The 16180-nt window shown below is 73.7% G+C and carries 16 protein-coding genes and 1 pseudogene; 5 read left to right on the forward strand and 12 right to left on the reverse strand.

Annotated features, from left to right (window positions below; genetic code table 11):
• Window positions 1–167: 167 nt before the first annotated feature.
• From AB0F62_RS40350 to AB0F62_RS40370, 5 genes and pseudogenes are all read right to left on the reverse strand, one after another.
• Window positions 168–1124, reverse strand: coding sequence for an alpha/beta hydrolase (locus AB0F62_RS40350; RefSeq protein ID WP_361811134.1), 957 nt, complete (start codon window positions 1122–1124; stop codon window positions 168–170).
• A 25-nt stretch (window positions 1125–1149) separates the two neighbouring features.
• On the reverse strand, window positions 1150–1380 hold the full coding sequence (locus AB0F62_RS40355) for a hypothetical protein (protein ID WP_361811136.1): 231 nt from the start codon (window positions 1378–1380) through the stop codon (window positions 1150–1152).
• A gap of 210 nt (window positions 1381–1590) precedes the next feature.
• A complete protein-coding gene (locus AB0F62_RS40360; protein ID WP_361811138.1) occupies window positions 1591–2172 on the reverse strand; it encodes a hypothetical protein in 582 nt (193 codons plus the stop codon).
• A gap of 261 nt (window positions 2173–2433) precedes the next feature.
• Window positions 2434–2946 (reverse strand): hypothetical protein, encoded by a 513-nt coding sequence (locus AB0F62_RS40365; RefSeq protein WP_361811140.1) that lies wholly within the window; start codon window positions 2944–2946, stop codon window positions 2434–2436.
• Window positions 2947–3188: 242 nt separating this feature from the next.
• A pseudogene (locus tag AB0F62_RS40370) lies at window positions 3189–3548 on the reverse strand (ATP-binding cassette domain-containing protein); the annotation flags it as partial.
• A gap of 223 nt (window positions 3549–3771) precedes the next feature.
• Between AB0F62_RS40370 and AB0F62_RS40375 the strand changes: the two are divergent.
• A complete protein-coding gene (locus tag AB0F62_RS40375) occupies window positions 3772–4632 on the forward strand; it encodes a GNAT family N-acetyltransferase (RefSeq protein WP_361811158.1) in 861 nt (286 codons plus the stop codon).
• On the opposite strand, the gene AB0F62_RS40380 is transcribed toward AB0F62_RS40375, so the two are convergent.
• From AB0F62_RS40380 to AB0F62_RS40395, 4 genes are all read right to left on the reverse strand, one after another.
• Window positions 4619–5143, reverse strand: coding sequence for a GNAT family N-acetyltransferase (locus AB0F62_RS40380; protein ID WP_361811160.1), 525 nt, complete (start codon window positions 5141–5143; stop codon window positions 4619–4621). The genes AB0F62_RS40375 and AB0F62_RS40380 overlap by 14 nt on opposite strands.
• 44 nt (window positions 5144–5187) lie before the next feature.
• Window positions 5188–5766, reverse strand: coding sequence for an XRE family transcriptional regulator (locus tag AB0F62_RS40385; RefSeq protein WP_361811142.1), 579 nt, complete (start codon window positions 5764–5766; stop codon window positions 5188–5190).
• 43 nt (window positions 5767–5809) lie between these two features.
• Window positions 5810–6595 (reverse strand): HAD-IIA family hydrolase, encoded by a 786-nt coding sequence (locus tag AB0F62_RS40390; protein ID WP_361811162.1) that lies wholly within the window; start codon window positions 6593–6595, stop codon window positions 5810–5812.
• A 164-nt stretch (window positions 6596–6759) separates the two neighbouring features.
• Window positions 6760–7800, reverse strand: a complete 1041-nt coding sequence (locus tag AB0F62_RS40395; RefSeq protein WP_361811144.1) for a LacI family DNA-binding transcriptional regulator — start codon at window positions 7798–7800, stop codon at window positions 6760–6762.
• Window positions 7801–7924: 124 nt separating this feature from the next.
• Here AB0F62_RS40395 and AB0F62_RS40400 point away from each other — a divergent pair, with 124 nt between their 5' ends.
• The 4 genes from AB0F62_RS40400 (at window position 7925) to AB0F62_RS40415 (ending at window position 12089) form a co-directional block, all read left to right on the forward strand.
• Window positions 7925–9106, forward strand: coding sequence for a phytanoyl-CoA dioxygenase family protein (locus tag AB0F62_RS40400; RefSeq protein WP_361811146.1), 1182 nt, complete (start codon window positions 7925–7927; stop codon window positions 9104–9106).
• A gap of 118 nt (window positions 9107–9224) precedes the next feature.
• Window positions 9225–10001: an SDR family oxidoreductase gene (locus AB0F62_RS40405; protein ID WP_361811164.1), complete on the forward strand. Its 777-nt coding sequence runs from the start codon at window positions 9225–9227 to the stop codon at window positions 9999–10001.
• A 49-nt stretch (window positions 10002–10050) separates the two neighbouring features.
• Window positions 10051–11055 (forward strand): Gfo/Idh/MocA family oxidoreductase, encoded by a 1005-nt coding sequence (locus AB0F62_RS40410; protein WP_361811148.1) that lies wholly within the window; start codon window positions 10051–10053, stop codon window positions 11053–11055.
• Window positions 11052–12089: a Gfo/Idh/MocA family oxidoreductase gene (locus tag AB0F62_RS40415; protein ID WP_361811150.1), complete on the forward strand. Its 1038-nt coding sequence runs from the start codon at window positions 11052–11054 to the stop codon at window positions 12087–12089. Before AB0F62_RS40410 ends, AB0F62_RS40415 begins: the two co-directional genes overlap by 4 nt.
• On the opposite strand, the gene AB0F62_RS40420 is transcribed toward AB0F62_RS40415, so the two are convergent.
• From AB0F62_RS40420 to AB0F62_RS40430, 3 genes are all read right to left on the reverse strand, one after another.
• Window positions 12058–13584 (reverse strand): glutamate synthase subunit beta, encoded by a 1527-nt coding sequence (locus tag AB0F62_RS40420; protein ID WP_361811152.1) that lies wholly within the window; start codon window positions 13582–13584, stop codon window positions 12058–12060. The two genes, AB0F62_RS40415 and AB0F62_RS40420, sit on opposite strands and share 32 nt — an antisense overlap.
• 138 nt (window positions 13585–13722) lie before the next feature.
• A complete protein-coding gene (locus tag AB0F62_RS40425) occupies window positions 13723–15468 on the reverse strand; it encodes an MFS transporter (RefSeq protein WP_361811154.1) in 1746 nt (581 codons plus the stop codon).
• A 31-nt stretch (window positions 15469–15499) separates the two neighbouring features.
• Window positions 15500–15979 (reverse strand): MarR family transcriptional regulator, encoded by a 480-nt coding sequence (locus AB0F62_RS40430; protein WP_361811156.1) that lies wholly within the window; start codon window positions 15977–15979, stop codon window positions 15500–15502.
• Between the last annotated feature and the right edge of the window lie 201 nt (window positions 15980–16180).

A 16180-nucleotide genomic window follows, 5' to 3' on the forward strand; every position in this document is an offset into this window, starting at 1 on the left:
GGTGGTCAGGCCCCAGGACGCGTTCGCGATCGGCCAAGGTCTGCTCAAGCACCGGGATTGCCCGTTCTGGATCACCAGCTGCCACATAGGGCGGCCCGTTCCGACGTGCCGCCGCGCCCCGGGGGGGGGTCGACGCCGGCGGTCCTGCCCGCAGGGCGGAGGGAGCGTCAGCTTTCCTTGTCCGTACCGGGATTCCGCCCGGCGACGAAGTCGGTGACCAGGGCGGCGAAGTCCTCGGGGCGCTCGAGGTGAGCCAAGTGGCCGGTCTCCTCGAGGACGGACAGCCGGGCTCCGGGGATCCGCTCGTGGATCATCCGCGCCCATTCCGGTCCGCAGATGAAGTCCTGCGCCCCGGCCAGGACCAGCGTCGGCGCGGCGACCGCGGGCAACCGGTCGCGGACGTCGTAGGCCGGTCCTTCGCCGCGCGACGGTTCCGCGTACATCCGCAGGAACCCGCGGGCCGGCCCGAACTCGTCCTCGCGCCCCCAGTAGTCGAACAGGTACGCCGGCAGGATCATCCGCAGGTACTCGGTCGCGGTGTCGTCGTCGAGTCGGCCGAGCGGCGCGGTGAGCGCCTCGACGTAGCCGGCCACCTCCGGGTGCTCCGCCGCATGGCGCCGTGCGAACCGCTCCATGTTGGCGACGGCGCGGGCCCAGAACCTCTCCCCGGTCACCGGCGACGAGTCGTAGAGGACGAGGGAGGCGACGCGCTCCGGGTGGTCGAGCGCGTACTGCTGGGCGACGAAGCCCCCGTGGGAATGACCGAGCAGGGTGACCCCAGGCTGCGCGAGGTGCTCGACCACACCGTGGACGAAGTGGGTGTAGGTCGCGAGGTTGTAGTCGCGCGCGTCGGGCAGTCGCCCGGAGCGGCCGGTGCCGACCGGCTCGACGTACACCATCGTCAGTTCGCGCTCCAGGAGGGGCATGCGAAGGTACTCCCAGCCGATGCCGGGCCCGCCCGAGAGGGCGATGCACACCGGGCCCGTCGTACCGGCGACGTGGTAGCGCTGGGAGACATGGGTCCCCTTGTGGGGGACGGCGATCGTGTGGGTGCCCGGCGCGAGCGGCGGGCCGTCGCTGTCGGCGACGCGGGGCCAAGCGGTCGTTTCGGGGGCGGTATTCACACTTTCCGCATGCTGTGTCACAGTGTCAGCCCACTGCCGAGGTCGTCACGCTCTTCATGCCGTCGCCCGGCTCGACGGGCGGGGTGCCCGGGGCCGGCAGACTGCGGAGGGACTCGTGCAGCGCGTCCAGTCGCGTGTCCACCGTGGCGATCTCCTCGCGGAGGCGACGGATGTGCGCCTCCAGGGAGGCGGCTTCGACGGCCAGCGACATGACGGTCACCTGCAGGTCGCGGGCGTCGTCGGTGTTCCGGAGCATGGGTGCCCTTCCAGACGGTTCAGCCGGTCGAGACGGAGGCGGCCCGGAGGAAGGGGGACAGGGTGTCCCCCTTCCTCCGGCCGCCCTCCGCGGTGCGGAGCGATCAAGCACACTCTCGACAGGGCAGCCGTCCGGATCGTGACAGCACCGCCGGGACGAGCGGAACGCGCTTCCCGAGGCGGGTTCGCGGCGGCCGTGCGGGCCGCGTGGTCAGACGGCGGCTCCGTACAGGCCGCGCCCCGCTCGCCGTACCCGGGAGGCGCCGACCAGGCGGTCGAGCGTGCTGCGCACCGCGTTGATGCTGCCGGCGCTCTCGTCCCGGCCGAGAGCGGCCGCGACCTCGCGCGCCCGTACCTCGGCGCCGCCCGTGGTCGCCAGGTACTCCAGGATCTGCTCGGTGAGCCTGCCGTAGTTGCCGGCTGCCACGGCCGCACCGTTCCGGTCCGCCGCGGTGGCGTCGTCGGTCGCGGCTTCGGTCTGCTCGCTCGCCCCGGCCTCCCCGGCCGCGCCGGCGGCGGAGACGGCTCCGGCTTCGATGGCCGCGACGGCTTCGACGGCCGTGGCGGGGAGCCGCCCTTCCTCGACGCGACCGCCGTCAGGCGGGGCGGGGAGAGCGGCGCCCTTCAGGTGGCCGATCACGCCGAGAGTCCTGCGAACCGATCCGAGGTGCGCGACAACCGCTGCCAACTCCCTTTCGAGAGCCTGTCGCTGCAACTCCAGGCGCTGCAATTCTCCCTGCAGGGCCGCGGCCGTGACCTGGAGATCCTCGGTCGTGTGCACTGCTGAGACCATGTGTCCTCTCATTCCCGGCCCCTCTGCCGGACTCCTTCGTACAGGCCAACGTTCGGGCAGACAGACTAGTACGGCGGGTGCGCGCGGCTCTGCCGCGCGCCCGTCCCGCCACGGTGACGTCGCCGACACCGTCCGCCTCGCCCGAGGTGAGCGAGACCGGGATGACACCGGGAGACCCCGCGTTCGGCTCCTCGCGGCACAACATGGCGCGCCCGAACGGCGAACCTCGTCCGCCGCCGTGAGGGCGGGCCCCAGGACGGCCTAGGAGGGATGCGCCCGGTAGAGGCCCCGTCCCGCGCGCTGGATGCGCCCCGCCCCCACCAGGCGGTCGAGGGTGCTCCGGACGGCGTTGATGCTGCCGCTGTCGCGGTCCCGTCCGAGGGCCGCGGCGACGTCGCGCGCCCGTACCTCGGCACCGCCGGCGGTACCGAGGAAGTCCAGGATCTGCTCGGTGAGCCTGCCGTAGGTCGTGCCGGCCGAGGTGTCGGATTCGGTGTGCCGCGCGGCCCGCCGTGTGGTTCCGGAGTCCGACCGCGGGGGTGCGGCTGCCGGGGCGCCCGGAGCCGCGGCGCCGGGAGCGTCGGCGGGCGAACCGGCGCCGTGGAGGACGCCTTCAAGGGTTCCGAGAGCCCGCTGCACCGAGCCGAGGTGCGCCGCGACCGCGGCGAGCTCCCTCTCCAGGGCCTGCTTCTGGGTCTCGAGGCGGATCAACTCCCGCTGGAGGCTCTCCGCGGTGATCTCGACGTTCTGCGCCGACCGGGTCACAGAGGCCATGCGTTCCCCTCACCTCCAAGCCGTCCTGTCGCATTCCCGTGTCCCCGCGTTCCCGCGTCGACACGGACGCACATGGTGGGATCGTACCGTCGCCACGGTCGCCTGCATGTGGTTCCGCGTGGGCGGAGGATGACACAGGTTGGTGGACCGTGCGGCACCGTTCACCGTCCAATTTACGCCCGTGTGACGGCGATGTCCCCGAAGGTCGGTCGGTTGGCCAGGGCGCGGGCGATGACGACGCGTTCCTCGTGTTCGCGGCGCGCGGTGTTGCGCAGGCGGAGGGGGACGGCGACGTTCCCGGCGGCGGTGACGATGGGCAGCAGGCCGAAGGGCTGGAAGACGAAGCCCGTGCGGTCGCGGCGCAGCGCGGGCGGTTCGCGTTCGGCCAGGCCGTTCAGCGCGGTGCCGTCGGCGGTGACCTGTCCGGCGTCGGCGCGGTCGAGGCCGCCGATGATGTTGAGCAGGGTGGTCCTGCCGGAGCCCGAGCGGCCCTTGAGAGCGACGAGCTCGCCGCGGGCCACGGAGAAGGAGACCCCGCCCAGCGCGTGCACCGCGGTCTCCCCGGCGCCGAGGGTGCGCACCAGGTCCTCGACCACGATCATCGCTCCGGGGGCCGCCCCGTCACCCACCGGGCCCTGGCGTCGTTCCGGCAGCCCCGCACTCGTGCCCGCCGGCATAGTGGGATGCCACCGTTCACACGGTAGGGTTCCTGACGTCCCCGGCGTCCCCCGACCTTTCCCCACGAGCTGTTTCGCAGGGGGCGGTTCGGCGCGAGACGCGCGGGCCACCCCCGGGACCGCAGACGAAGGAGACCCGTTGTCCGGAGTGAGCGCATCGGGCGGCGCGGCCGCTCCCGCAACGGTCGCCCGCGCGACCGTCCGGACCGCCCACGCCGCGGCCGGCCCGCGGCACGCCGCGGACCTGGCACGGGTCACGGCCAACTTCCGGCAGTACCTGTTGGGCTGGGGTTCGGCGGAACGCGGCGAGGGCGGCCTCGACCACTACCGCAGCGGGCTCGCCCAGCCGCAGTTCAACGGCGTGGTCCGGGTGGGGTCCCTGGAGGCGGTGGAGCGGGCCGTGGCGACCGCGCGCGCAGGGCTCGCGGACGTCCCCTGGTGGTGGTGGGTCGGACCGGACAGTCCCGAAGGCACCTCGGCCGCGCTCACCGGGCTCGGCGCGGTGCAGCTGGGCACCCTGCCGCTGATGGTCCGGCCGATCGGCGGTGCCCTGGAGCCGGAGGAGCCGCCGCCCGGGCTGCGGATCGAGGAGGTCGGGACCCCGGACCGGCTCGCCGACCTGGTCCGTACCTACAGCGCGTCGATGGGCGTCGCCCCCGGCCTGGAGGCCGACCTCGTCCGGGTCGAGGCGCGGCGCGCGGACAACGCGGAGATCGTCCGCCTCGCCGCGGTGCTGGACGGCCGGGTGGTCGGTACGACGGTGGTGATCGCGGCGCACGGGGTGGCGGGGATCTTCCTGGTCCACGTCGCGGCCACCCACCGCGGGCGCGGTGTCGGAGGTGCGCTGACGTCGGCCGCGCTGCGGGTCGGGCGAGAGCGCGGGATGGGTTCGGCCGCGCTCATGGCGAGCCCGGCGGGTGAGCCGTTGTACCGGCGTTTCGGCTTTGTCGCGGTCTCCGAGTACCGCCTCCTCACGCTGCCCGACGGCGACCCGCTCAGTCCGGTGTGAGCGCCTTGAAGTAGAAGGTCGTCGCCCGCAGTTCGCCCTCCGGGTTGGCCGCGTGGCCGGGGACGACGCCGTAGGAGGTCCAGCCGGCCGTGCGGTAGAGGTGCTCGGCGGGGCTGTCCGTCTCGGTGTCGAGCAGCAGCAGGCTCGCCCCCGCCTCCGCCGCGGCCCGCTCGGCGACCCCGAGGAGGGCGCGGCCGAGGCCGTGACCGCGGGCGCGGCGGTGGACCATGAGCTTGAGGACCTCCGCGCGGTGGCGGCCGTTGGGCTTGGCCTCCAGGGCGAGGCTGACGGTGCCGGTCAGGCCCGCCGCGTCGCGGGCGGCCCAGACGGTGAGCCGGCCATCCGCGACGGCGCCGGCGCGGGTCCGCCACCAGGCGGCCGCCTCGGCGTGGTGGAAGGGCGCCACGAAACCGAGGGAGGCGCCGCCCTCCACGGCGTCCACGAGAAGGGCGGCGAGATCGTCGGCGCAGGTCGGCAGGGCCTCGGCGGACAGCGGGGCGATCGTGTGCACGGCGGCGTCCTCGACGGTCTCGGGGTTCTCGGTCTCGGGGTTCTTCACGGCAGGACGAGCACGACGGCGTACCGGGCGGGGCCGGGGCCGGGGCAGTGGAAGCGGGAGGTGCCCCACAGGCGGTAGCGGAGGCAGTCGCCGGGGGCGAGGTCGTGGGCGTGGCCCTGGACGGTGACGCGGAGGGCGCCCTCGCGCACCCACACGTGGTGCTCGAGACCCGCGACCGGAGGTCCCTCGTACGTGATGTCCGCGCCCGGTCGCAGCACCCCCTCGACGATCTCCGCGCGCAGCGCCGGGTGCGGGGGCGAGACCGAGCGCCGTTCGAAGCCGGACGGGGCGTCGGTCCAGACGCGCTGCTCGGCGGATCGTACGAGTTGCGCGGGTTCGCGCCCGCTCTCCACCTCGGCCAGCAGCCGGGACATGGTGCGCTCGTAAGCGGCGCACAGCCGCCCGAGGAGGGCCGCGGTGGGACTGATCTCGGCGCGCTCCAGCCGGGAGAGCGTCGAGCGGCTGATGCCGGTCCGCGCGGCGAGTTCGTCGAGGGACCAGCCGCGTTCGTCCCGCAGCTCGGCGAGGCGCACGGCGAGCCGGGCGTCGACGGAGGCCGGGTCGATGTCTCTCACATTCGGGAATGTATCCCGGATCAGGGATCTGGCCAAACGGTGTTCAGCCGTCGAGGCCGAGCAGCCGCGGCAGGTCCGCGAAGGAGTCCAGTACGTGGTCGGGCTGGGGGTCGGCGGCCCGGTGGGTCTCGGGCAGATACTTGCCCGTACGCACCAGGACGCCCGTGACGCCGTTGCGCTGCGCGGCGAGGACGTCGGCCTCGATGTCGTCGCCGACCATCACCGTGTCCCGGGCGGAGGCGCCGAGCCGTTCCAGCGCCGCGGCGAAGAAGGCCGCCGACGGCTTGCCCACGACCTCCGCCTCCACGCCCGCCGCGCGCTCCAGGCCGAGCAGGAAGGCGCCGGTGTCCAGCCGGAGGCCGTCCCGGGTCCTCCAGTACAGGTTGCGGTGCATGGCGACCAGCGGGGCGCCGCGCCGCAGCCGCCGGAAGACCGCGTCGAGCCTCTCGTACGTGAACTCCGGCCCCGCGCCGCCGACGACGACCACGTCCACGTCCGCATCCTCGTCGTCCGGGTCGACGAGAGCGACCTCGCCGAGGTCCGCCGCGATGTCCCCGCTGTTGAGCAGCAGGCACCGGGCCCCCGGATGGTGCGCGGCGAGGTACCGGCCGGTGACGGCGGGCGCGGTCAGGATGTCCTCGGGCCGCACCGGGAAGCCGGCCCCGGCGAGGGCGGACGCGATGGCCGCACGGGTACGGGAGGTCGTGTTGGTCAGCAGCGCGAAGGGGAGACCGGCCGCGCGCAGCCGCTCCATCGCCGCGACGGCGCCCGGGAGCGGCTGCCACGAGACGGTGAGCACCCCGTCGATGTCGATGAGCGCCGCGCGCACGGGCCGGGCCACGCGTCACGCGGTCGCGAGTGCGACCTCGGGGGCATTGACGAGGGCGGCCACGACGGTGGCCGGGGACCGGTCGCGGATGCTCGGACTCATGGCGGACACCTCGTCGGCTGGACGCGGGCACGGTACGGGGCGCTCGGCCCACCTCACCAGGCTCACTCCTGGGGGCGGGGGAACGCCACCGGGGTGTTGTACGGCGTGATCACCTGGATCGGGGACGGCCAGGAGCGCACCGGGCCGGGCAGCGCCCGGTGCGCCTGCATGACGACCTGACAGGCCTGCCGCATGTCCTGCCGCAGGTCGTGGTGGAGCACCGCGGACAACCGGCCCGCGCGCAGCAGCCGGGTGTTGTCGTGGTCCAGGTCGTGCGCCACGAATGCCAGGCACTCCCGGCCGAGCGCGTCGAAGGCCTCGACGGTGGCCAGATTGCCGCCGCCGATGGAGTACACGGCCCGTATCCCCGGATCCCGGCGCAGCGCCGCGGCCACCAGCTCGCGCAGCGTGTCGTCGAGCCCGTCGCTGTCGGTGATCACCACCAGTTCGCGGTGCGGGGCGGTGGCGCGCAGGGTGGCCCGGAAGCCCATCTCGCGCTCCTCCTCGCCCCGGAAGGAGCCCCGGCTGATGGTGACCAGCACATTGCCGGGCCGGTCGCCGAGCCACTGCCCGGTCAGGTACGCCGCCGTGGCGCCCGCCGCCCGGTTGTCGATGCCGATGTACGCGAGGCGCCCGCTCGCGGGGAGATCGGTCACCAGGGTCACCACCGGGATCCCGGCGGCGATCAGCCGGTTCACCGCGGCGGTGACCTCGGGAACGTCCGGGGCCTTGAGGATGACGCCCTGCGAGCCGCGGGCCGCGATCCGGTCCAGCGCCGCGACCAGGTCCGCGACGGGACCGGACTCGCGGAAGTGGAAGCGCGAGCGCATCACGGCGGGACGCAGCGCGGGCAGCTCCGCCTCCAGCGCGCCCCGTACGGCGGTGGAGAAGCGCTCCGGGGTCTGCATCACGATGTCGATCATGAAGGTGCGGCCCCCCAGCCTGATCTGCGAGCGCTGCCGCTGCAGGTCGGCGATGGCCTGGTGGACCTCGCGCTCGGTGCTCTCGCGGACCCCGCCGCGCCGGTTGAGGACCCGGTCGACGGTGGCCTCGCTCAGCCCCGCCTGACGGGCGATCTCGCGGATCGGGAAGGGGTGGCTCATCTGCGGCTTCCTGAAGGGGATCCGGAGGGGATTCCTGAGGGGTTTTTGATGGTTTCCTGCGGTTGATTGAGGGATCGCGCTTCCTAGACTTATCGGAAATCCCCGCCTTCCGAAAGGACCTGCCATGTCCCTCACCGACGCGGGACCGCGGATGTGGCTGACCGAGGACGACTGCCGCCTCGACGACCTGAGGGCCCTGACCGAGCGGACCACCGACCCCGCCGAGCACCCCCACGCCGAGACCGTGGAGCGGAACGTCCCGCTCTACGACAGCGAGCGGCTGCGCGCCGTCGCCGCCACCGGCGAGGGTCTGCGCGCCGTACGGTCCGAACTGGCCCGCGCCCTCATGGACGGACCCGGCATCGTCGTCCTCCGGCGGGCCTTCCCCGACCCCGGAGTCGTGGACCGGGCCACCGCCGCCTTCGACGCCCTCATCCGCGAGCAGCGGGCCGCCGGCACCGCCGCCGGGGACCACTTCGCCAAGCCCGGGGCCAACGACCGGGTCTGGAACGCCGTGGAGAAGCTCGCGCTCCGCGCCCCGGCGGTCTTCGCCGAGTACTACGCCAACGACGTGCTGGCCCTGGCCGCCGGCGCCTGGCTCGGACCGGACTACCAGGTCACCTCGCAGATCAACGTGGTCAACCCCGGCGGTGCCGCGCAGACCGTGCACCGCGACTACCACCTCGGCTTCCTCTCCAACGAGGTCGCCGCCCGTTACCCCGCCCACGTCCACCGGCTCTCCCCGGCGCTCACCCTGCAGGGTGCCGTCGCCCACTGCGACATGCCCGTGGAGAGCGGGCCGACGCTGTACCTGCCGCACTCCCAGAAGTACGAGCCCGGCTACCTGGCGTGGCGACTGCCGGAGTTCCGCGCCTACTTCGAGGAGCACCACATCCAACTGCCCCTCGCCAAGGGCGATGCGGTCTTCTTCAACCCCGCGCTCTTCCACGCCGCCGGTCACAACCGCTCCGCGGACATCCGCCGCATGGCCAACCTGCTGCAGATCTCCTCCGCCTTCGGCCGTGCCATGGAGACGGTCGACCGCGAGGCCATGGTGAACGCCGTCTATCCGGAGCTGCTGGGGCTGAAGGCGGCGGGCGCCGGGGAGACCACGCTGCACACCGTCGTCGCGGCCTGCGCCGAGGGGTATCCCTTCCCCACCGACCTGGACCTCGACCCGCCCGTGGACGGCCTCGCCCCGCCCTCGCAGGCCGAGACGGTGCGCCGTGCGCTGCGGGAGGAGTGGGACCCGCGGGCCCTGCGCGAGGCCCTGCGGGCGGGTGCCGCGCGCCGCCGGAGCCGGTGAGGGCCGGCCGCCGACCGGGCCCATGGAGCGGATCAAGCCGCTTCAGCCGATCAAGCCCACCGAGCCGATCAAGCCCACCGAGCCGATCAAGACGATCGAGCCGACCGAGGAGAGCCGCATGGGACTGCTGGAGGACAGGATCGTCCTGGTGAACGGCGGCAGCCAGGGCATCGGCGCCGCCGTCGCCCGCGCCGCCGCCCGCGAGGGCGCCGTGGTGACCGTGACCGGACGCCGCCCCGAGCCGGGCGAGGCGCTGGCGGCCGAGCTGACCGCGACCGGCGCCAAGGCGGCGTACGTGCGCTGCGACGTCGCCGACCCCGCGCAGGCGCGCGGCGCCGTGGCGGCCGTGGTCGCCGCCCATGGGCGGATCGACTGCCTGGTCAACTCCGCGGGACTCACCGCCCGCGGCACCCTGCTCGACACGACGCCGGAGCTGTTCGACGCGCACATCGCGATCAATCTGCGCGGTCCCTTCTTCGCGATGCAGGCCGCCGTCGCCGACATGGTCTCCCGCGGGGCACCCGGCACGATCGTCAACGTCATCTCCTCCTCCGAGCACGGCGGGCAGCCCTTCCTCGCCCCCTATGTCGCCGCCAAGGCCGGTCTCGCGGGCCTCACCCGCAACGCCGCCCACGCCCACCGCTGGGACCGGATCCGGATCAACGGGCTGAACATCGGCTGGACCGACACCGAGGGCGAGGACGCCACACAGCGCGCCTTCCACGCCGCCGACGACGGCTGGCGCGAGGAGGCCGGGCGACGGCTGCCGATGGGCCGGCTCGGGCAGGCCGACGAGATCGCCGACTTCGTCGTCCTGCTGCTCTCCGACCGCAGCGGGGTCGTCACCGGTTCGGTCGTCGACTGGGACCAGAACGTCCTCGGCGGACTCGACTGACCCCGCCCCGCCCCGCCCCGCCCACCACCCACCCCGAAGGAGCACCCCCATGCGCATCGGCCTGCTGGGCCTCGGCCGGATCGGCTCCCTCCACGCCGAGACCCTGGCCGCGGCACCGGCCGTCGAGTCCCTCGTCGTCACCGACCCCGTCCCCGCCGCGGCCGCGGCCGTCGCCGCCCGCCACGGGGCGGAGATCGCCCCCTCGCCGGAGGCGCTGTTCGCCGCCGGGGTCGACGGCGTCGTGATCGCCGCCGCGACCGACGCCCATCCGCGGCTGATCCTGGAAGCCGTCAAGGCGGGGTTGCCGGTGTTCTGCGAGAAGCCGGTCGCCCGCACCATCGAGGAGAGCGTCGAGGTGCTGCGCGCGGTCCAGGACAGCGGCGTCCCCGTGCAGATCGGCTACAACCGCCGCTTCGACGAGGGCTTCGCCGCCGCGCGGGCCGCCGTGCGGTCCGGCGAGCTGGGCCTGCTGCACACCGTGCGCTCCACCACCCTCGACCCCGAACCCCCACCGCCCGCCTACGTCGCGGTCTCCGGCGGCATCTTCCGCGACTGCTCCGTCCACGACTTCGACATCGTCCGCTGGGTGACCGGGCGCGAGGTCGCCGAGGTCTACGCCGCCGGCGGCAACCGCGGCGCCGACTACATCGCCGCCGCCGGGGACGCCGACACCACGGCCGCGGTGCTCACCCTCGACGACGGCACGCTCGTGCTGATCTCCAACAGCCGCCACAACCCGCGCGGTTACGACGTCCGCATGGAGCTGCACGGCACGAAGGACAGCATCGCCGTCGGCCTGGAGGACCGGCTCCCACTGCGCTCCGTCGAACCGGACACCGCCTTCCCCGCGGGCCCGCCGCACCACTTCTTCCTCGACCGCTTCCGCGCCGCCTACCGCGCTGAGCTGGCCGCCTTCACCGAGGTCGTGGCGGGCCGTTCGCCTTCGCCGTGTACCGTCGCAGACGCGGTCGAGGCCGGATGGATCGCCGAGGCCTGCACGTTGTCCCTCCGGGACCACCGACCCGTACGCATGGAAGAGGTACGCACCGCATGACCACGGAACCGCTGCGCATCGGCGTGCTGGGCGCGGCACGCATCGCCGGCGCCGCCATCGCCGCGCCCGCCCACTCGACCGGTCACCGGCTGGTCGCCGTCGCCGCCCGCGACCGCTCGCGTGCCGCCGACTTCGCGGCGGAGCACGGCGTCGAGCGCGTACGGGACTCGTACGCCGACGTCCTGTCCGACCCCGAGGTCGAGGCGGTCTACAACCCGCTCGCCAACGGTCTGCACGGCCCCTGGAACCTCGCCGCCATCGCGGCGGGCAAGCACGTGCTGAGCGAGAAGCCCTTCGCGAGCAACCTCGAGGAGGCGATCGAGGTCCGCGACGCGGCCGCCAAGGCGGGCGTCGTCGTCATGGAGGCGTTCCACTACCTCTACCACCCGGTCACCCGGCGCCTGCACGAGCTGCTGGAGTCCGGTGAACTCGGTGAGCTGCGGCACGTGGAGACCGTGGTGAACATCCCCGCCCCCGCGGACGACGACCCGCGCTGGTCGCTGCCGCTGGCCGGTGGCGCCGTCATGGACCTGGGCTGCTACTCCCTGCACGCGGTGCGCGCCCTCGCGGCCTGGGGCGGCGGCGCCCCCAGCCTGGTGGCGGCGCGCGGCGGGGAGCGCGCCGGCAAGCCGGGCGTCGACGAGTGGCTGGACGCCGACCTCGTCTACCCGGGCGGCGCCACCGCCTCCGCCCGCTGCCACATGGACGCCGACGTCATGGAGATGAGCTGCCGCATCGTCGGCAGCCGGGGCGAGGCCACCGCGCCGTCCTTCGTGCTGCCGCACCTGGACGACCGGGTCGTGGTCAGCACGCCGGACGGCGAGCGGGTCGAGGAGCTCGGCAAGCGCTCGTCGTACCACTACCAGCTGGAGGCCTTCGCGGCGAGCGTGCGCGACGGCGCCCCGCTTCCCACGGACGCCGACGACGCCGTCGAGACGATGCGCCTGATCGACGCGAGCTACCGCTCCGCCGGCTTCGAGCAGCGCCCCCGCTCCGCCGCCGTCACACCACCAGCGGCCGGGCCGTCGGCGTGATCGGCGCGGGCAGGCACGTGTCGCCGGTGAGCCACCGGTCCACGGCGGCGGCCGCCGAGCGGCCCTCGGCGATCGCCCAGACGATCAGCGACTGACCGCGGCCGGCGTCGCCCGCGACGAAGACCTTCTCCACCCCCGTGGCGAAGTCGGCGTCGCGGACGACGTGGCCGCGCGCGTCCAGCGCGACACCGAGCTGGGCCACGAGTCCCGAGTCGCGCTCCACGCCCGAGAACCCCAGGGCGAGCAGCACCAACTGCGCCGGGATCACCCGCTCGGTGCCCTGCTGCGGACGGCGGCGCTGCGGCTCCACGCCGACGAGGTGCAGCGAGCGTACGTGCCCCTCGTCGTCGCCCTCGAAGCGGAACGTGGACGCGGAGAACACCCGTATGTCCCCCTCCGGGCCGGGCAGCGGCACCCCTCCGTGCTCCGCCGGGTCCCAGACACCGCGCCGGGCCAGCTCACGCGCCTCCTCGTGGGCGGGGGAGACCCGGAAGACCCGCGGGTACACCGGCCACGGCTCGTGCTCGGGGCGGCACTCGCCGGGCAGGGGGTTGATGTCGAGCTGCACGACGGAGGCCGCGTGCTGCCGCAGGACGGTGCCCAGGCAGTCGGCGCCGGTGTCACCGCCGCCGACGATCACGACGTCCTTGCCCTGGGCGCTGACCGGCGATTCGGCCAGGTCTCCCTCGCGCACCCGGTTCGCCAGCGGCAGATACTCCATCGCCTGGTGGATGCCCGCCAGTTCCCGCCCCGGCACCGGCAGCTCGCGCCAGGCCGTGGCGCCCACCGCCAGCAGCACCGCGTCGTGCTCGGCGACCACCAGGTCCGCGTCGAGGTCGGCGCCCACCTCCGTGCCGGTGCGGAAGAGCGTGCCCTCCGCGCGCATCTGGGCCAGCCGGCGGTCCAAATGGCGCTTCTCCATCTTGAACTCCGGTATGCCGTAGCGCAGGAGCCCGCCGAGCCGGTCCGCCCGCTCGTACACCGTCACGGTGTGCCCGACCCGGGTGAGCTGCTGTGCGGCGGCGAGCCCGGCGGGGCCCGAGCCGATCACCGCGACCGTGCGGCCGGAGAGCCGTTCCGGGGGGCGGGGGACGACGAAGCCCTCCGCCCACGCGCGGTCCGCGATGGCGACCTCCACGTTCTTGATCGTGACGGGGTCCGCGTTGATGGTCAGGACGCAGGCGCTCTCGCAGGGCGCCGGACACAGCCGGCCGGTGAACTCGGGGAAGTTGTTGGTGGCGTGCAGCCGCTCCGAGGCGGCGGCCCAGTCCTCGCGGTACACCAGGTCGTTCCAGTCGGGGATCATGTTCCCCAGCGGGCAGGCGTCGTGGCAGAACGGGATGCCGCAGTCCATGCACCGGCCGGCCTGCGCGGAGATGATGGGCAGCAGGCTCTGGCCGGTGTAGACCTCGTGCCAGTCCTCGACACGTTCGCAGACCGGGCGGCGCGCGGGGGTGCGGCGGGGGGTGGTGAGAAAGCCCTTGGGATCGGCCATGGCCGCCTCCGGCGCGCCGTCACGATCGTGGGGAGTCACGGTGACCGCGGTCCCCCGGCACATGGCACCGTCTGGCCACCATACGTCGGGTTTGTGCGGATTTCGATGGCGCGGTCACCGTGATCTTCCGCCGTGGGCTCAGGCCGCGGCCCCCAGGTCCGCGGAGCGCGGGTTGATCAGTACGACATCGCAGGTCGCGTACCGCATCAGCGCCCGGCCGGCGCCGGCGTCCATCAGCGCGGAGAGCCCGCCGTGGATCGGCGCCCCGACGACGATGGCGCGCGCCCGGGTGCGCTCCGCGTGCTCGGCGACCATCCGGCCCGCCTCCCCGTGGCCGGTGGCGTTCCGCAGCACGTGCCCGGCCGCCGGGACGCCGAGGGCGGCGAGCCGGTCCAGATGCTTGCGGACGGCGGTGCGGGCGGCCTCCGGATCCTCCGTGACGGCCGCCGCGTCACCGGCGACGGCGGACTCCTCGACGTGGACGACGTGCACGGTACGGCCGTTGATCGCCGCGAGGCGCGCCGCCGCCTCGGTGACCCGCTCGGCGTCCGGGGAGCCGTCCACCGCGGCGACGATCGCGCCGTCGGCGGCGTCGCCGGGCACGACGGCGTCGTGCTCGACCGGCACCAGGGACGGGGCGGGGCCGGGGCCCGAGCCGGAGGCGGTGGGCTCCGAGCCGGTGGCGACCTGCTCGGCCTGGACCCTCTCCGCATCGTTCAGCAGGCCGTGGGCGGTGGACAGGATCGCGATGCCCAGCACGAGCGCGCCGGCGCCGATGTAGAACGGCACGTGGATACCGAAGGCCTCGACCAGCTTGCCCGCTGCGAACGGCGCCAGACCGCCGCCGATGAAGCGGACGAAGCCGTACGCGGCGGAGGCGACGGCGCGGTCCACGGGCGCGATGGTCATGACCGCCTGGGTGGTCACCGTGTTGGTTACGCCGATGAAGACGCCGGCGACGATCACGCTGACGATCAGTACCGTCCGGTGGTTCGTCCAGATCGCGATGGTCAGCACGGTGAGCGCGAACAGCGCGAAGTTTGCGTAGAGCGTCCGCGCGATGCCCAGCCTGGCCTGCAGCCGCGGCGCGCCGAAGACCGCGAAGACCGCCACGAGCGCGCCCCAGCCGGTGAAGACCAGACCGAGCTGGATCGCGCCGAGCCCCATCGGGAAGGGCGCGTAGCCGAGCACGGTGAAGAACGCCCAGTTGTAGCAGAGCGCCGTGAGCGACATCGTCAGCAGGCCGCGGTGGCGCAGGGCGCGCAGCGGTTCGGTGAGCCCGGTCCTCCGGGCCGGCAGCGGCAACGGCTCCACGAGGACGACGGTGGCGATCAGGGCGATCGCCATCAGGGCGGCGACGCCGAAGAACGGGCCCCGCCAGCTCACTTCTCCCAGCACGCCGCCGAGCAGCGGGCCCACGGCGATGCCGACGCCCAGCGCGGTCTCGTAGAGGATGATCGCGCCCGCGAAGCCGCCGCTCGCCGACGCCACGATCACGGCCAGGGAGGTGGCGATGAACAGCGCGTTCCCGATGCCCCAGCCCGCGCGGAAGCCGACGATGCCGCCGATGCTCCCCGAGGCCCCGGCCAGCGCGGCGAAGACCACGATCAGGGCGAGGCCCGCGATCAGCGTCCGCTTGGCGCCGATCCGGCTGGAGACCCAGTTGGTGATCAGCATGGCGAGCGCGGTGACCACCAGGTAACTGGTGAACAGCAGGGTCACCTGGCTGGGAGTGGCGTCGAGTTGGTCCGATATCGCGGGCAGGATCGGGTCGACCAGCCCGATCCCCATGAACGAGACCACACAGGCGAAGGCGACCGCGAACACGGCCTTCGGCTGTTTGAACGGATTCACGGAACGGGACGATGGCGCGTGCGCGGTCATGAAGCAGCTCCGATGTAGAACCGATGCCTGATCAATTGCTCCGCTGGGCGAGGCGCGATCCGGCGGGGGGCGGCCCCAGCCGGGTCAGTGCCTCCACGGCCGGCAGCGCGGCCACGAGGGCCGCCCGCTCGTCCGGGCTCAGCTGTTCCAGCAGCTCCCCGAGCCGTTCGGCCCGCACCGCGCGGCGCCGGGCGATCGCCGCCCGCCCTTCGTCGGTGATGTGGACGAGCACCACGCGCCCGTCCGCCGGGTCCGCCGCGCGCGCGGCCAGTCCCGCCTCCGCCAGCCGTGAGACGACCTGCGTCATCGCGGGTTGTGTGACCCCTTCGAGGGTCGCCAGTTCGGTCAGCCGCAGCGGTCCGGACTGCTCCAGCGTGGACAGCGTCGCCACGGTGGTCAGCGACAGCTCGCTCGGCTGGCTGAGCCTGCGCAGCATGCGGTAGAGCCGTTCCAGGGCCCTCGCCACATCGACGGCGTGGCCGTGGTCCGGGTCGTCGTCGGGAAGATGCATAAGGAATTTATATCACTGCCTTATGTATCCGGGGAGGGGTCTCCGCGGGATATCCGGGTCTCTCCGGGTCTCCCCGGGCCGCGGCAGGACGGGCCCCGCGATGCCCTCCCCGAGGAAGACCCGGCACTCAGTCCTCAATCCCGCTTCGTCCCAGGACGCTGCCAACACTGTCCTGATGCAGTGGAACCAGGCGGCTCTCGG

The sequence above is a fragment of the Streptomyces sp. NPDC026673 genome (genome assembly GCF_040638135.1).
In the GTDB taxonomy this organism is placed as follows: Bacteria; Actinomycetota; Actinomycetes; order Streptomycetales; family Streptomycetaceae; genus Actinacidiphila.